General features: G+C 62.8%; 14 protein-coding genes. All 14 read right to left on the reverse strand.

The window, feature by feature from the left end:
• Window positions 1–236: 236 nt before the first annotated feature.
• The gene (locus tag AC3D25_RS11860) at window positions 237–599 is read right to left on the reverse strand and encodes a ComEA family DNA-binding protein (protein WP_488888578.1); all 363 of its coding nucleotides are present in this window, start codon (window positions 597–599) and stop codon (window positions 237–239) included.
• Window positions 600–675: 76 nt separating this feature from the next.
• Window positions 676–1,668 carry an ADP-glyceromanno-heptose 6-epimerase gene (gene rfaD / locus AC3D25_RS11865; protein WP_488888579.1) on the reverse strand — a complete coding sequence of 331 codons (993 nt, stop codon included), beginning with the start codon at window positions 1,666–1,668 and terminating at the stop codon, window positions 676–678.
• A gap of 7 nt (window positions 1,669–1,675) precedes the next feature.
• Window positions 1,676–2,650, reverse strand: a complete 975-nt coding sequence (rfaE1, locus tag AC3D25_RS11870; protein ID WP_488888580.1) for a D-glycero-beta-D-manno-heptose-7-phosphate kinase — start codon at window positions 2,648–2,650, stop codon at window positions 1,676–1,678.
• Window positions 2,619–4,019, reverse strand: coding sequence for a UDP-glucose dehydrogenase family protein (locus AC3D25_RS11875; protein WP_488888581.1), 1,401 nt, complete (start codon window positions 4,017–4,019; stop codon window positions 2,619–2,621). The genes rfaE1 and AC3D25_RS11875 overlap by 32 nt, the downstream gene beginning before the upstream one ends.
• A gap of 92 nt (window positions 4,020–4,111) precedes the next feature.
• Window positions 4,112–5,287, reverse strand: coding sequence for a lipopolysaccharide assembly protein LapB (lapB, locus tag AC3D25_RS11880; RefSeq protein WP_488888582.1), 1,176 nt, complete (start codon window positions 5,285–5,287; stop codon window positions 4,112–4,114).
• 125 nt (window positions 5,288–5,412) lie between these two features.
• Window positions 5,413–5,706, reverse strand: coding sequence for a lipopolysaccharide assembly protein LapA domain-containing protein (locus AC3D25_RS11885; RefSeq protein WP_488889673.1), 294 nt, complete (start codon window positions 5,704–5,706; stop codon window positions 5,413–5,415).
• Window positions 5,707–6,077: 371 nt separating this feature from the next.
• Window positions 6,078–6,404, reverse strand: a complete 327-nt coding sequence (locus AC3D25_RS11890; protein WP_488888583.1) for an integration host factor subunit beta — start codon at window positions 6,402–6,404, stop codon at window positions 6,078–6,080.
• A gap of 22 nt (window positions 6,405–6,426) precedes the next feature.
• Window positions 6,427–8,142, reverse strand: coding sequence for a 30S ribosomal protein S1 (gene rpsA / locus AC3D25_RS11895; protein ID WP_488888584.1), 1,716 nt, complete (start codon window positions 8,140–8,142; stop codon window positions 6,427–6,429).
• 196 nt (window positions 8,143–8,338) lie between these two features.
• Window positions 8,339–9,019, reverse strand: coding sequence for a (d)CMP kinase (gene cmk, locus AC3D25_RS11900; RefSeq protein WP_488888585.1), 681 nt, complete (start codon window positions 9,017–9,019; stop codon window positions 8,339–8,341).
• A gap of 31 nt (window positions 9,020–9,050) precedes the next feature.
• Window positions 9,051–10,355 (reverse strand): 3-phosphoshikimate 1-carboxyvinyltransferase, encoded by a 1,305-nt coding sequence (gene aroA, locus AC3D25_RS11905; protein ID WP_488888586.1) that lies wholly within the window; start codon window positions 10,353–10,355, stop codon window positions 9,051–9,053.
• Window positions 10,356–10,365: 10 nt separating this feature from the next.
• A complete protein-coding gene (locus AC3D25_RS11910) occupies window positions 10,366–11,301 on the reverse strand; it encodes a prephenate dehydrogenase (RefSeq protein ID WP_488888587.1) in 936 nt (311 codons plus the stop codon).
• Window positions 11,302–11,337: 36 nt separating this feature from the next.
• On the reverse strand, window positions 11,338–12,450 hold the full coding sequence (hisC, locus tag AC3D25_RS11915; RefSeq protein WP_488888588.1) for a histidinol-phosphate transaminase: 1,113 nt from the start codon (window positions 12,448–12,450) through the stop codon (window positions 11,338–11,340).
• 86 nt (window positions 12,451–12,536) lie between these two features.
• Window positions 12,537–13,619 (reverse strand): prephenate dehydratase, encoded by a 1,083-nt coding sequence (gene pheA / locus AC3D25_RS11920; RefSeq protein WP_488888589.1) that lies wholly within the window; start codon window positions 13,617–13,619, stop codon window positions 12,537–12,539.
• 85 nt (window positions 13,620–13,704) lie between these two features.
• Window positions 13,705–14,787, reverse strand: a complete 1,083-nt coding sequence (serC, locus tag AC3D25_RS11925) for a 3-phosphoserine/phosphohydroxythreonine transaminase (RefSeq protein ID WP_488888590.1) — start codon at window positions 14,785–14,787, stop codon at window positions 13,705–13,707.
• Window positions 14,788–14,928 lie beyond the last annotated feature (141 nt).

The following is a 14,928-nucleotide window of genomic DNA, read 5'->3' on the forward strand; positions in this document are numbered from 1 at the left end:
CTCGCCCCTATAGCTCCAAGGGATAGCCGCGGAAGTTGCCCCGAACCACGCAAAAAAGCCCGCGCTGAGAAGGACGCGGGAGCCAGACTCATCCGGCTGGACTTATCCAGAATCGAACGACGGCTGAAGGAGAAACTCTGCTCCGAGCAACGACACACGCGAACAAAGCACGCAAACCAAACCGAGGACGAAACGTGCGAACCGGCCGGCGCGCCAGCCCGCACGCTCACCTACGGCTACTTCTTGACGGTCACGGCGTGGTTCGCGGCGTTCGCCGGATTGGCGGGCGCGGTGGATGTCGCGGCGACCGTGGAGCCGTTCGCGGACGCCGCGCGTGTGGCCGGTCCGATGGTCAGACCTTCGGCTTGCAGACGATCCACCGTCTTGCCGCCCATGCCCTTCACCCGCTTGCTGAGTTCGGCGGCGTCCTTGAACGGACCGTGTGCGGTGCGTTCGTCGAGGATCGCCTTCGCCTTGGCCGGCCCGATGCCCTTGATGCCGCGCAGCGCGTCGTTATTCGCCGTATTGATATCGACCGCCGCGAAGGCCGAGCCGATCGACATGCACAGCGCAAAAGCTGCAACGAGTTTCTTGATCATGGTGAGTCTCCCTGGAGAAGCCGGCCTGCGTCGATCGCTGACCGGGAGACTCAGTGTAGAAAAACGGCGCGCGCTTTTATAGCTGGCCGAATAGCCAACGTACGTAACGATCGACGCCTTCCTGCACGGTCAAAAATGGCGCGTCGTAGCCGGCTGCGCGGAGCTTCGACTGATCGGCTTGCGTGAAGCACTGGTACTTGCCGCGCAGCGCGTCGGGGAACGGGATGTACTCGATCAACCCGCGCTGCACGAGTTCGGCGAGCGAAAGCGCCGCTTCGCCGTCGAGCGCGCGCAACGAATTCACCACAGTCGATGCAATGTCGTTGAACGGCTGCGCGCGGCCCGTGCCGAGATTGAAGATGCCCGACTTTTCCGGATGATCGAAGAAGAAGAGGTTCACCTTCACCACGTCTTCCACCGAAATGAAGTCGCGCGTTTGCTCGCCGGCGCCGTAGCCGTTGTACTCGCCGAAGAGCTTCACGCGGCCTTCGGCGCGATACTGGTTGAAGTTGTGGAACGCCACCGACGCCATGCGGCCCTTGTGCGTCTCGCGCTGACCGTAGACGTTGAAATAGCGAAAACCGGCGATCTGGCTACGCGCTTTCGGCAGCGTCTGACGCACGATCTGGTCGAACAAGAACTTCGAATAGCCATAAACGTTCAGCGGTTTTTCGACTTCGCGCTCTTCGACGAACCGGTCCGATCCGCCATAAGTCGCCGCCGACGACGCGTACAAAAACTGCGCGCCCGTCGCGAGACACGTGTCCATCACGTCGCGGCTGTAGCGGAAGTTGTTGTCCATCATGTAGCGGCCGTCGGTTTCCATCGTGTCCGAGCACGCGCCTTCGTGGAACACCGCGCGAACGCGGCCGAAATCGCCGCGCTTGAAACGTTCGACGAACTCGGTTTTGTCGAGATAGTCGTCGATCTCGCAATCCACGAGGTTCTTGAACTTGTCGGCGCGCGTGAGGTTGTCCACCGCGATCACGCGTTGCTCGCCGCGCTCGTTGAGCGCCTTCACGATGTTGCTGCCGATAAACCCGGCCGCGCCGGTGACGATGATGGTCATGGTGATTTCAGGCGAAAAGTTCGTTGTAATCGACGGTGGCGGTGCCCAGTTTTCCGACCACGATTCCGGCCGCGCGGTTCGCGTAGGCAATCGAGTCGACGAGCGGCACACCCGCGCCCAGCATGGTTGCAACGGTCGCGATGACCGTGTCGCCGGCGCCCGAAACATCATACACTTCGCGCGCATCGGCCGATGTGTGGACCACGCGCTCGTTCGTGAAGAGCGTCATGCCTTCCTCGGAACGCGTGAGCAGCAGCGCGTCGAAATCCAGCTCCGCGCGCAGCTTGGCGACGCGTTCGTGCAAATCCGCTTCCGACTTCCAGTGCCCCACGACCTCGCGCAATTCCGCGCGGTTCGGCGTGATGAGCGTGGCGCCGCGATAACGATCCCAGTCGTCGCCCTTCGGATCGACCAGCACGGGTTTGCCCGCGCGCTTCGCATCCGCGATCATCTGCGTGACGTGCGTCAAGCCGCCCTTCGCGTAATCCGACATCAGGATCACGTCGTGCCCGGCCAAGAGCGACTCGAAACGCTCCAGGCACGCGCGCAACACCTCATGCGTGGGCGTGTTCTCGAAATCGACGCGCAAAAGCTGCTGCTGCCGCGACAATACGCGCAACTTGATGGTGGTCAGCAGCTCGGGATCGCGCTCAAGATACGCCGCGACCCGGCTTTCGCCGAGCAATTCCACGATCCGCTCGCCCGGCTCGTCGTGCCCGACCACGCACAGCAAGCCCGCTTGTGCGCCGAGCGCCGACGCGTTGCGCGCCACGTTCGCCGCGCCGCCGAGCCGGTCTTCCTTGCGTTGAACGTGCACGACCGGCACCGGCGCTTCCGGCGAAATGCGATCGACGTCGCCGAACCAGTAACGGTCGAGCATCACATCGCCGACGATCAACACGCGCGCCGCCGCAATGCGCGCGCGCGGCACGACCGGAATCGCGCCGCTGTCAGCCACGGCCGGCGTTTTCGAGTTCGACATGGGGACGTCCTATCGCGTAATAGTCGATGCCGAGTTCCGCCATCGCTTCGGGTTCGTACAGATTACGGCCGTCGAAAATGACCGGCATTTTCAGCTCGCTCTTGAGATGCGCGAAATCCGGGCTCTTGAATTCCTTCCACTCCGTGACGATCACGAGCGCGTCCGCGCCGGGCAACGCGTCCTTCTGCGTGTCCTCGAAGTGCAAACGGCCGAGTGCGTCGGGCGTATCGGCGAGATCGAGCGCGAACACGCGGCGCGCTTCTTCGGTCGCGACCGGATCGTAGGCGCGAACCGTCGCGCCGCGTTCCAGCAGCGACTTGATGAGCGTCCGGCTGGAGGCCGCGCGCATGTCGTCGGTGTTCGGCTTGAACGCGAGGCCCCACACCGCGAACGTGCGTCCGCGCAGATCCTCGCCCATGCGCTTGACGATCTTCGTCAGCAGCACGGACTTCTGCGCATCGTTGACTTCCTCGACGGCTTCGAGAATCCGCAGCCGATGACCGTTTTCACACGCCGTCTGCACTAGCGCCTGCACGTCCTTCGGGAAGCACGAGCCGCCGTAACCACAGCCCGCATACAGAAAGTGATAGCCGATCCGCGGGTCCGAGCCGATCCCGCGCCGCACCGCCTCGATATCCGCGCCGACCGTGTCGGCCAGATTCGACAGATCGTTCATAAAGGAGATACGCGTCGCGAGCATCGCGTTGGCCGCGTATTTCGTGAATTCCGCCGAGCGCACATCCATGTACAGCGTGCGCTCGTGGTTGCGGTTGAACGGCGCGTAGAGTTGTTTCATTCTCTCTCGCGCGCGCTGGCCGGCTTCGTCTTCGTCGGCGCCGAGCACGATGCGATCCGGACGCATGAAATCGTCGACCGCCGCGCCTTCCTTCAGGAACTCCGGGTTCGACACGACCGAAAATCCATGCGCGCCCGAAGGTTCGAGTCCGCGCGCCTTCAATTCTTCCTCGACCACGCCGCGCACGTGCTGCGCCGTGCCGACCGGCACCGTCGATTTATCGACGATCACCTTGAAGCCGTTCGAGTAGCGCCCGATGTTGCGTGCCGCCGCGAGCACGTATTGCAGATCCGCCGAGCCATCTTCGTCGGGCGGCGTACCCACAGCGATAAACTGGATTTCGCCGTGTTCGACGCTCGCCTTCACATCGGTGGAAAACTGGATGCGCCCGGCCGCGCGCGTGCGCTTCAGCACTTCCTGAAGGCCCGGCTCGTGGATCGGCACGCCGCCATTGTTGAGAATTTCGATCTTGCGCGGATCGACGTCCACGCAGAACACGTCGTGGCCGATTTCGGCCAGACACGCGCCTGTCACGAGGCCAACGTAACCCGTGCCGATGATGGTGATTTTCATACGCGTTCCCGCTATTGATTAATGCCGTTCATGGGCCGCGCCGATCCGGCGCGTGGCGGTGTGCTGTCCCGCCCGCTCTTCGCGCGAGGGCGTCAGGTCGAAGCGATGATCGGCTCGACCCGCCGCGGCGCATACGTTTCCCAGCCGCTGCAGCCGGGGCATTGCCAGTAGAAAAGCCGCGCCCGAAACCCGCAGGTCTGGCAGGTGTAGCGCGGCAGGTTTTTCGTGCGCTGCTTGACGAGCGCTCGCATCAATTCCAGCTCGCTTCGGCGCGGCTCCTCGGCCGTCGCCACTTGCGCCTCGAGCAGGCGCGTCATGCCGGCGAGATTCGGCGATTTCTGCATCTGATTGCGCGCGAGCGTGTGCGCGGCCTCCAGACCGCGCAACTCGGCCACGTGTTTGAACGCGGCGTCGAGCAGGTCGTTCGACGGATAGCGATCCACATACGAAATCAGCAGATCGACGCCCTCGTCCGCGCGGCCAAGTTCGCTGTACGCCTTCATTAATTTCTCGGCGACCAGCGGCAAATAAGCCGCATTCTGCTCTTCCACCCGCGCCCAGCAAGCGATTGCCGCGGTCAGATCGCCGTCCGCTGCATCCACATCGCCGACCAGAATCGTCGCGCGGACGTTGTCTGGATTCGCCGCGAGCGCCAGATCGAGTTGCGCGCGTGCGTCGGCGGGATTCTTGCGCTGCAGCGCTTCCTGCGCGAGTTCGCAATGAAATTGGGCAACTTCCTTCGCCAGCGACGGCGCACCCATCGTCTCGATATGCTGCGCGGTCGTGATCGACTTGTTCCAGTCTTTCTCTATCTCATAAATGGTCAAGAGCGCCCGCTGCGCACCGAGCGCGTACTCGCCGGCTTCGAGCGAACGGAACGTTTCCTCGGCACGATCCAGCAGGCCCGCTTTCAGGAAATCCTGGCCCAGTTCGAACAACGCGTGATCGCGCTCCGCGACCGGCAAATCGGCACGGCTCAAAAGATTCTGATGCACCCGAATCGCGCGATCCGTCTCACCGCGACGCCGGAACAGATTGCCGAGCGCGAAGTGCAATTCGATCGTTTCGGGATCGAGTTTCGCCACTTCGATAAACGCGTCGATGGCTTTATCGTGTTGTTCGTTGAGCAGAAAATTGAGGCCGCGAAAATACGAGCGCGGCAGATTCGCGTTCTCGGAGAGCAGCGTTTTCAGGTCGTAGCGCGACGCGATCCAGCCGAGCGCAAACGCGACCGGAACAACGAGCAGCCACCAAAAATCTAGATCCATGCGAATAGTCTGAAAGTCTTATTAGTATCGGGCGTTCACGCGAAGCCCGATTTTGCCCGCATCCGTTTGCTGACGCTTGGTCATGTCCGCTTGGCGTCGATCAACGTGCGTGCAGCCGCGTCGGCTCAGATCAGCGGGGGCATCGGCGGATCTTGCGGCACGACGGGCACATCCCGCGCGACGCGAAGTTCGCGCTTGAGCCGGCCATTTTCCATGCGAAGGCGGAACAGCGCAGGCAACGCAGACAATAGCCCAGCCAACAATCCGACGACAAAAAATGCCAGTCCGATCAGGATCAGCGGCGCCTGCCAGAAGTACCCGGCCAGGAAGTTGAGGGTCGCCGTTTGCGTGTTGGCGAGCGCCAGCACGAGCAGCAACACGAAAACCAGCACGCGGATCAGCCAGACGAAAAATTTCATAAAAGGTCTCTTGGCGGCAAGGTCGGACGGCATCGGGATTTATCGCAGCGATCGAGCAGTGGCGCCGGCTCGGAAGCCGTGCGCCAATGTTCGCGTGCGTTTGCGCCCGCGCCGAGGTGTCCGGTATTGTAATTGATGCGTCTGGCCGGGAGTGCAACCGTTGGTATCGGTAAGCTTGTAGCGCGCTCGACGCTGTGGTCCGCGCTTCGTTTGGAAGCAAGCGGCGCACGCATCGGAGCGCGTCCACCTTCGGCTTCTTAATCCGCGCCGCACTCCCCGCGACTCAAATCGCAGACGAAAAAAAAGCACCCCTGAGGGTGCTTTTTTCCGGTCAATGCCTGCTGGCCGGACTTCCCGACTTACGACGTCGATCAAAGATCGTCGTCATCCTCGTTCGAGGCCGTCATCGGCTCTCCTGCCTTACCGTCTACGCGTTCACGCAATTCCTTGCCCGGCTTGAAGTGCGGTACGAATTTCTCCGGTACCAACACCTTCTCACCTGACTTCGGGTTGCGCCCGACACGAGACGGACGACGATTGAGGCCGAAGCTGCCGAAGCCACGAATTTCGATACGATGGCCGTTGGCAAGCGCCTCCGACATCGCATCGAGCATCGTCTTCACCGCGAAATCCGCATCTTTAAGTACAAGTTGCGGAAATCGCAAGGCCAGCTGGGCGACCAATTCCGATTTGGTCATTCTGCAGCAATACCCTTAGGTCTTAGCTGTTCTGGCCGTCGAGCTTGGCTTTGAGCAACGCGCCGAGGTTCGTCGTGCCGGTAGCAGCTGCGTTCGAATCCGACGATGCCAGACCGCGAATTGCTTCCTGCTGTTCAGCCGAATCCTTGGCCTTGATCGACAGGTTGATGCCACGCGACTTGCGATCGATGTTGATGATCATCGCATTAACCTTGTCGCCTTCCTTCAGCACGTTACGTGCATCTTCGACGCGGTCTTGAGCGATTTCCGAAGCGCGCAGGTAGCCTTCGACGTCAGCCGTCAGCGTAACAACAGCACCCTTCGCGTCCACCGACTTCACAACGCCGTCAACCGTGGCGCCCTTGTCGTTGATCGCGACGAAGTTGCTGAACGGGTCGCCTTCCAGCTGCTTGATGCCCAGCGAGATGCGTTCCTTCTCGACGTCGATGCCCAGAACAACGGCTTCGACTTCGTCGCCCTTCTTATACTTGCGAACAGCTTCTTCGCCCGTTTCCGACCACGACAGGTCCGACAGGTGAACCAGACCGTCGATGCCGCCCGGCAGACCGATGAAGACGCCGAAGTCCGTGATGGACTTGATTGCGCCTTGCAGCTTGTCGCCCTTCTTGAAGTTGCGGCTGAAGTCGTCCCACGGATTCGGCTTGCACTGCTTCATGCCGAGGCTGATACGGCGGCGGTCTTCGTCGATTTCGAGAACCATGACTTCGACTTCGTCGCCCAGTTGCACAACCTTCGACGGTGCAACGTTCTTGTTCGTCCAGTCCATTTCCGACACGTGAACCAGGCCTTCGATGCCCGATTCGACTTCGACGAATGCGCCGTAGTCGGTGATGTTGGTAACCTTACCGAACAGGCGCGTGCCCGACGGGTAACGGCGGGAAATGCCTTCCCACGGATCGTCGCCGAGTTGCTTGATGCCGAGCGAAACGCGGTTCTTTTCTTGGTCGAACTTGAGGATCTTCGCGGTGACTTCTTGGCCAACCGACAGAACTTCGCTCGGGTGACGCACGCGACGCCAAGCGATGTCGGTGATGTGCAGCAGGCCGTCGATACCGCCCAGGTCCACGAACGCGCCGTAATCGGTGATGTTCTTGACCACGCCTTCCACGATCGCGCCTTCCTTCAGCGTCTCGAGCAACTTTGCGCGCTCTTCGCCTTGGGTCGCTTCGATCACGGCACGGCGCGACAACACGACGTTGTTACGCTTGCGGTCGAGCTTGATGACGCGGAATTCGAGGGTCTTGCCTTCGTACGGGGTCGTGTCCTTGACCGGACGCGTGTCGACGAGCGAACCCGGCAGGAACGCGCGGATGCCGTTGACCATGACGGTCATGCCGCCCTTGACCTTGCCCGTGATCGTGCCGGTCACGAGTTCGTTGTTGTCGAGCGCCTTTTCCAGCGACAGCCACGAAGCCAGACGCTTCGCCTTGTCGCGCGACAGAATGGTGTCGCCGTAGCCGTTTTCCAGCGCGTCGATCGCGACGGAAACGAAGTCGCCCGCCTGCACTTCTACCTCGCCCGCGTCGTTCAGGAATTCTTCGAGCGGAATGTAGGCTTCGGACTTGAGACCAGCATTGACGACCACGAAATTGTGGTCAACACGCACGACTTCGGCGGAGATCACTTCGCCGGCGCGCATGTCTTGCTTGGTCAGCGACTCTTCGAACAGAGCCGCGAAAGATTCGGTATTCGGGTTGGAAGTTTGCAGGTCGGACATAAAAATCGATAGTTGCGCGGCTGCTTCGCGATGCCTGCCCGTCATAGAAACAGGCTAATGGCAAAAAAGGCGAACGCCATGCGGGGTTAAAGGGTTAAAACACGCTCCGTTCGTCACCTCATGTGTCTCGCGGAGCACCTTGCAAACCGGCGCTTAATTCTGAACGCCAGCCTCTACTGCTTGCTGCTAACAACTACTAGACACTAACCGCCTGGAACCACCCGATGATCTGATCCACCGTTTCGGCGATGGACAAGCCGGATGTGTCGAGCGTCCTAGCATCCGCTGCGGGCTTGAGTGGGGCGGCTGAACGACTACTGTCGCGCGCGTCGCGCTCACGCAAATCTCGTAGCAAGTCTTCCATATTAGCAGAAAATCCTTTTTGGATCAATTGCTTATGCCGTCTGGCCGCGCGGGCTTCGGCACTGGCGGTCAGGAACACCTTTAGCGTCGCGTCCGGGAAGATGACCGTGCCCATGTCGCGGCCGTCCGCGACCAACCCCGGCAGCTTGCGGAACGCGCGCTGGCGCGCGATCAGCGCCGTTCGCACTTGCGGATGCACCGCGATCGCCGAGGCGCGGTTGCCAATGTCCTCGGCGCGAATTTCCTTCGATACATCCACGCCGTCGAGCTGCGCCAGACCTTCCCGGAACGTGATGTGAAGCTGCTCGACGAGTTTGGCGAGCGCCTCGGCGTCCGCGGGATCGACGTTGTAGCGCACGCTTGCCAGCGCCGTCAGCCGATACAGCGCGCCGCTATCCAGCAAATGGAAACCGAGCGTGGCCGCGACGACCGCGGCGACCGTGCCCTTGCCCGACGCAGTCGGCCCGTCGATGGTAATAACGGGGGTCTGATGGAATGGGCGAGTCGGTTTCATTGAGTCAATCCAGTGCGATGCTTTATTACAGTCATGTTTTAGCGAGCGCGCCGAAGCGCTCGAAGTAATCCGGGAACGTCTTGCCGACGCACTTCGGGTCGTTGATGCGCACCGGCACGCCGCCAAGACTTACGAGCGAGAAACACATCGCCATGCGATGGTCGTCGTAAGTGTCGATGGCGGCGTTCGGCGTCAAAGCGGCCGGCGGGGTGACGACGAGATAGTCCGCGCCCTCTTCCACGGTCGCGCCGACCTTGCGCAACTCGGTCGCCATCGCGGCGATCCGGTCGGTTTCCTTCACGCGCCAGCTCGCGATATTGCGCAGCGTCGTCGTGCCCGTCGCGAACAAGGCGGCGACCGCGATGGTCATCGCGGCGTCGGGGATCAGGTTGAAATCCATGTCGATGGCGGCGAGCTTGCCGTCGTCGGATTCGACGCCGCGCACTTCCATCCACTCGTCGCCCATCATCACGTTTGCGCCCATGCGGGTCAGCGCGTCGGCGAAACCCACGTCGCCCTGGATGCTCGCCCGGCCGACGCCTTCCACCCGCACCGGCCCGCCGCCCAGCGCGCCCGCCGCCAGGAAGTACGACGCCGACGACGCGTCGCCCTCGACCATGATCGCGCCCGGCGAGCGGTACTGCGCGCCCGACGGCACCGTGAAACGCTGCCAGCCGTCACGCTCGACGATCACGCCGAATCGCGCCATCAGCCGGATCGTGATGTCGATGTACGGCTTCGAAATCAGTTCGCCGTCTACTTCGATCGTCACCGGCGCGCTCTGGCCCTGAACGACGGGCAGCGCCATCAGCAACGCGGTCAGGAACTGGCTCGACACGTCGCCGCGCACGCGGATCGGCCGGTCGATGGCGATTTTCGCAGCGTGGATATTGAGCGGCGGAAAGCCCTCGTTGCCTTCGTAATCGATCGCGGCGCCGATCTGACGCAGACCGTCGACGAGATCGCCAATCGGCCGCTCATGCATGCGCGGCACACCGTGCACACGATATTCGCCGCCGTTCACGGCAAGCGCGGCGGTCAGCGGACGCACCGCGGTTCCCGCGTTGCCGAGAAACAGATCGGCCTTTTTCGACGGAAACGCGCCGCCCGTGCCGGTCACGACGCAGCGCTCGCCGTCGTTATTCACCGCGACGCCGAGCGTCGCCAGCGCGGCCAGCATCACGCGCGTGTCGTCGGAATCGAGCAGATTCGTGATCGTCGTTTCGCCGTCGGCGAGCGCGGCAAGCAACAGCACGCGATTCGAAATGCTCTTCGAACCCGGCAGCCGCACCGTGCCGGACGCCCGCGAAAAGGGTCCGAGATCGAGGTGTTCCATGATGTGTCCTTTATTTTCCGGCGACGTCGCCGGACGATTTCGCGGGAGCCACGCCCCCGCGTTCCTGCCATTCCGTGCGGGCCACGCGCGAACGGGCGAACGCGGTTTCGAGCGCGGCGCCGTCGGCGGCGTCGATGGCTTCGCGGAATCGCGCGAGCACCGCCGTGTACGCGTCCAGTTCGGCGAGCAATGCCTCGCGATTCGCGATGCACACGTCGCGCCACATTTCCGGACTCGACGCGGCGATCCGCGTGAAATCGCGGAAACCGCCCGCCGCGAACGAAAACTTCAGCGCGGCATCCGGCGCGCCGAGAATCTGCTCGACGAGCGCGAACGACAGCACGTGCGGCAAATGGCTCACCGCCGCGAACACGCGGTCGTGCTGCGATTCGGACATGCGGTGTACGCACGCGCCCGCCGCCTGCCACATCGCGGCGACACGCTCGACATCGGCGGGCGCGTTCTCGGCGAGCGGACACAGCACGACATTCCGATCCACATAGAGATCGGGCAGCGCCGCATCGACGCCGCTCGACTCGCGGCCCGCAATCGGATGCGCCGGCACGAATTGCGACACGCGGTTACCAAGCGCCGCGCGCGCCGCCGCGACGACATCGCTTTTCGTGCTGCCCGCGTCCGTCACGATCGTGTCGCGATCCAGAAACGGCGCGATGCGCGCGAGCAGCGGCCCGGTCTGCGCGACCGGCGCCGCGATCAGGACGAAATCCGCGCCGTGCAGCGCGGCTTCGAGCGCGGGGTCGTCGTCGAGCGGCGCGGCCGAATCGATCACGCGCAGTTCGAGCGCGCGCGCGACCGATTGCGCCGAGCGTCCGACGCCCACGATCTCGCCCGCGCACGCCGCGCGCTCGCGCAACGCGCGCGCAAGCGACCCGCCGATCAGGCCGACGCCGAAAATTACCAGTTTATTGAAAGTGAACGCGGCCACGGAGCTTGGATAAAAGCGCGCCTTGCGGCGCGGGTTTCAGGCAGCCGCCAGCGTCTTTTCGAGCGCGGCGATGAAGGCTTCGTTTTCCTGCGGCAGCCCGACCGTCACGCGCAGCCATTGCGGCAAACCGTAGTTCGCCACCGGCCGCACGATCACGCCGAGCTTGAGCAACGCGAGATTGACGCGCGCGCCGGCGGCATCGTCGTGGCCGACGCGCACCATCACGAAATTGCCGTGCGACGGCACGTATTCGAGACCGAGTTTGTCGAAAGCCGCCGTCAGACGCCGATAACCTTCCGCGTTCAACGCCGCGCTCTTTTCGAGAAACGCGGTGTCCTGCAGCGAGGCAATCGCCGCCGCCTGCGCGAGCGAATTCACGTTGAACGGCTGACGCAGACGGTTCAGCAGATCGGTCAGTTCCGGTTGCGCAATTGCGAAACCGATCCGCAAACCCGCGAGGCCAAACGCCTTGGAAAACGTGCGCGAGACGAGCAGGTTCGGATACCGCCGCACCCAATCGATTGCGTCGTAGCGGTTCTCCGCCGACAAATACTCGGTGTACGCCTCGTCCAGCACGACGGCCACGTGGCGCGGCACCTTTGCGATGAACGCCTCCAGCGCCGGACCTTCGATAAACGTGCCCGTAGGATTATTCGGATTGGCGACAAACACGAGGCGCGTGTCGTCGTCGATGGCGGCGAGCATCGCGTCGAGATCGTGACCGTAGGCCACCGCCGGCACGACGATCGCGCGCGCGCCGAGACCCTGCGTTGCCAGCGCATAAACGGCGAACGAATATTGCGAATAGACGATCGCCTGCCCTTTCTCGACGAACGCGTGCGCCGCCATTTCCAGAATGTCGTTGCTGCCATTGCCGAGCGTGATCCATTCCGGCGGCACGCCGTAACGCGCGCTCAGCACGGCTTTCAGCTCGAAGCCGTTCGAATCCGGATAACGGCCCAGCTCCTCGACGGCCAGCGCCATAGCGCGTTTGGCCGATTCGGGCATGCCGAGCGGATTTTCGTTCGACGCGAGCTTCACGATCGTCGATTCGTCCAGGCCGAACTCGCGCGCGACTTCCGAAATCGGCTTCCCGGCGATGTAGGGCGCGATGGCGCGAACGTAGGACGGACCGAATTGCGATGCCATAAGTGTCTCCAATCTGTGCTGCTGCGGGCAGTCGGTGAAATTCAGAAAAACGCGGCAGAAAACTGCGGCGACGCGCGCTGAGACGCTCAGCGCGCTCGCGGATACGAGCCGAGGATCTTCAGGAACGCAGCCTTTTCGCCGAGCGCGGCGAGTGCGGCCGCGACCGACGGATCGTCGCGATGACCTTCGATATCGATATAGAAGTAGTACTCCCACGTGCCGACGCGCGCCGGGCGCGACTCGAAACGGGTCATCGACACACCGTGGCGGGCGAGCGGTTCGAGCAGCTTGAACATTGCGCCCGGTTCATTTGTGACGGAGACGATCAGCGACGTCTGGTCGTGTCCGCTCGCGCCGGTCGGCTGCTTGCCGATCATCACGAAACGCGTGCGGTTGTGCGGATCGTCCTGGATCATCGTGAAAACGGTGCCGAGGCCGTAATGCGTCGCGGCGCGGTCGCCGGCGATCGCCGCCACGGTCGGATCGCCGACCGCGAGCCGCGCCGCTTCCGCATTGCTCGACACCGCCTGCCGCGCGAGCGACGGCACGTTCGCGCTCAGCCATTGCTGGCATTGAGCGAGCGCCTGCGGATGCGCGAACACGCGCGTCACGCCATCGAGCGTGCCGGACGCCGTCAACAAATTATGATGAATTGGCAGCGCGAGTTCGCCGCCGATCACAAGCGACGTTTGCAGCAGCAAGTCGAGCGTGCGCGACACCGCGCCTTCCGCCGAATTCTCGACCGGCACGACGCCGAATTCCGCCGCACCGGCTTCTACCGAGCGGAAAACCTCGTCGATCGACGGACACGGCACGCTTTCGATCGAGCGGCCGAAGTACTCGAACATCGCCTGTTCGCTATACGTGCCGACCGGACCGAGGAACGCGGCGCGCAGGTTCTTCTCCAGCGCCCGGCTCGCCGCCATGATTTCGCGCCAGATCGCGCTGATGTGCTCGGGCGCGAGCGGCCCGGCGCTCACGTCCTGCAGGCGCTGAATGACCTGCATTTCGCGCTCGGGACGAAACACCGGCGCGTTGAAATGCTTCTTCACCTCGCCCACTTCGAGCGCCACCGCGGCTCGCTTGTTCAGCAGTTCGATGAGTTGCGCGTCGAGCGCATCGATCCGCTCGCGCAGCGGCTTCAGTTGTGAATTGAGTTCGTCGTCCATGCGTGGAATCTGGGGCCTGATGTTTCCGGCCGGACGTGCCGGCCAGTGAAAAGGAGCCGCATCGCGGCGCTCGATGCAACGCGGATCAGGCGTGCGACTGCTCGAATTCCTTCATATAGTCGACAAGCGTCGTGACGGCTTCGAGCGGCACCGCGTTGTAGATCGACGCGCGCATGCCGCCGACGGACTTGTGGCCCTTCAGTTGCAGCAGCCCGCGCGCCTTCGCGCCGGCCAGGAACGCGTCGTTGCGCGTTTCGTCGGCGAGGAAGAACGGTACGTTCATCCGCGAGCGCGAATGACGCTCGACCTTGTTGAGATAGAAACTGCTGGCGTCGATCGTGTCGTACAGCAGCTTCGATTTCTCGATATTGATTGCTTCGACCGCCTTGAGGCCGCCCTGCGCATTCAGCCACTTGAAGACGAGTCCGGCGATGTAGATCGCGTAGGTCGGCGGCGTGTTGTACATGGAATTGTTCGCGGCGATGGTCTTCCACTCGAACGCCGACGGGCAGATCGCGAGCGCACGGTCGAGCAGATCCTCGCGCACGATCACGACCGTGACGCCCGCCATGCCGATGTTCTTCTGCGCGCCGCCGAACAGCACGCCGTATTTCGCGATATCCATCGGGCGCGACAGGATGTGCGACGACGCATCGGCGACGAGCGGAATGTCGCCCAGATCGGGGATTTCAAACGTCTCGACGCCGTCGATGGTTTCGTTCGTGCAGAGATGCACGTAGGCCGGATCGTCGGACAAATGCCATTCCGCAATGCCCGGCACGTGCGTGAAACCCTGCTCCGTCTTGCCGTTCGCGGCGATGTGCGGCGTGCCGTACTTCTGCGCTTCCTTGAACGACTTTTGCGACCAGGAACCGGTCACGACGAAATCGGCCGTCTGGCGCGCGCCGAGGAGGTTCATCGGCACGATGGCGTTTTCGCCGATCCCGCCGCCCTGCAAGAACAAAATGCGATGCGACGCCGGCACATTCAGCAGTTCGCGCAAATCGTGCAGCGCGGCTTCGTGGATCGACATGAATTCGGTGCCGCGATGGCTCATCTCCATCACGCTCATGCCGCTGCCGTTCCAGTCGAGCATTTCGTCGGCGGCTTGGCGCAACACTGCTTCGGGCATTGCCGCAGGACCGGCGGAGAAATTGAACACGCGCATCTGATGACCCCGAATGGCAGGGGCGGCTCTCGCACGCTGAAATCCGCCGGATTTTCACTCCGAATTCGGGATTTTTCGCCGAAAACCGCGCCTGAAATAGAAATGGCTGCTTGCGCTCGCGCGCAAACAGCCATTATCGCA

Source organism: Caballeronia sp. SL1002 (assembly GCF_057814995.1).

What these genes read in the sequence shown, in the direction of transcription:
- pheA (WP_488888589.1), bottom strand. Translation starts at nt 13,619, where the DNA reads ATGGACGACGAACTCAATTCACAACTGAAGCCGCTGCGCGAGCGGATC.
- rfaE1 (WP_488888580.1), bottom strand. Translation starts at nt 2,650, where the DNA reads ATGTCGAACTCGAAAACGCCGGCCGTGGCTGACAGCGGCGCGATTCCG.
- serC (WP_488888590.1), bottom strand. Translation starts at nt 14,787, where the DNA reads ATGCGCGTGTTCAATTTCTCCGCCGGTCCTGCGGCAATGCCCGAAGCA.
- rpsA (WP_488888584.1), bottom strand. Translation starts at nt 8,142, where the DNA reads ATGTCCGACCTGCAAACTTCCAACCCGAATACCGAATCTTTCGCGGCT.
- AC3D25_RS11860 (WP_488888578.1), bottom strand. Translation starts at nt 599, where the DNA reads ATGATCAAGAAACTCGTTGCAGCTTTTGCGCTGTGCATGTCGATCGGC.
- AC3D25_RS11890 (WP_488888583.1), bottom strand. Translation starts at nt 6,404, where the DNA reads ATGACCAAATCGGAATTGGTCGCCCAGCTGGCCTTGCGATTTCCGCAA.
- AC3D25_RS11875 (WP_488888581.1), bottom strand. Translation starts at nt 4,019, where the DNA reads ATGAAAATCACCATCATCGGCACGGGTTACGTTGGCCTCGTGACAGGC.
- rfaD (WP_488888579.1), bottom strand. Translation starts at nt 1,668, where the DNA reads ATGACCATCATCGTCACCGGCGCGGCCGGGTTTATCGGCAGCAACATC.
- AC3D25_RS11885 (WP_488889673.1), bottom strand. Translation starts at nt 5,706, where the DNA reads ATGAAATTTTTCGTCTGGCTGATCCGCGTGCTGGTTTTCGTGTTGCTG.
- cmk (WP_488888585.1), bottom strand. Translation starts at nt 9,019, where the DNA reads ATGAAACCGACTCGCCCATTCCATCAGACCCCCGTTATTACCATCGAC.
- lapB (WP_488888582.1), bottom strand. Translation starts at nt 5,287, where the DNA reads ATGGATCTAGATTTTTGGTGGCTGCTCGTTGTTCCGGTCGCGTTTGCG.
- hisC (WP_488888588.1), bottom strand. Translation starts at nt 12,450, where the DNA reads ATGGCATCGCAATTCGGTCCGTCCTACGTTCGCGCCATCGCGCCCTAC.
- aroA (WP_488888586.1), bottom strand. Translation starts at nt 10,355, where the DNA reads ATGGAACACCTCGATCTCGGACCCTTTTCGCGGGCGTCCGGCACGGTG.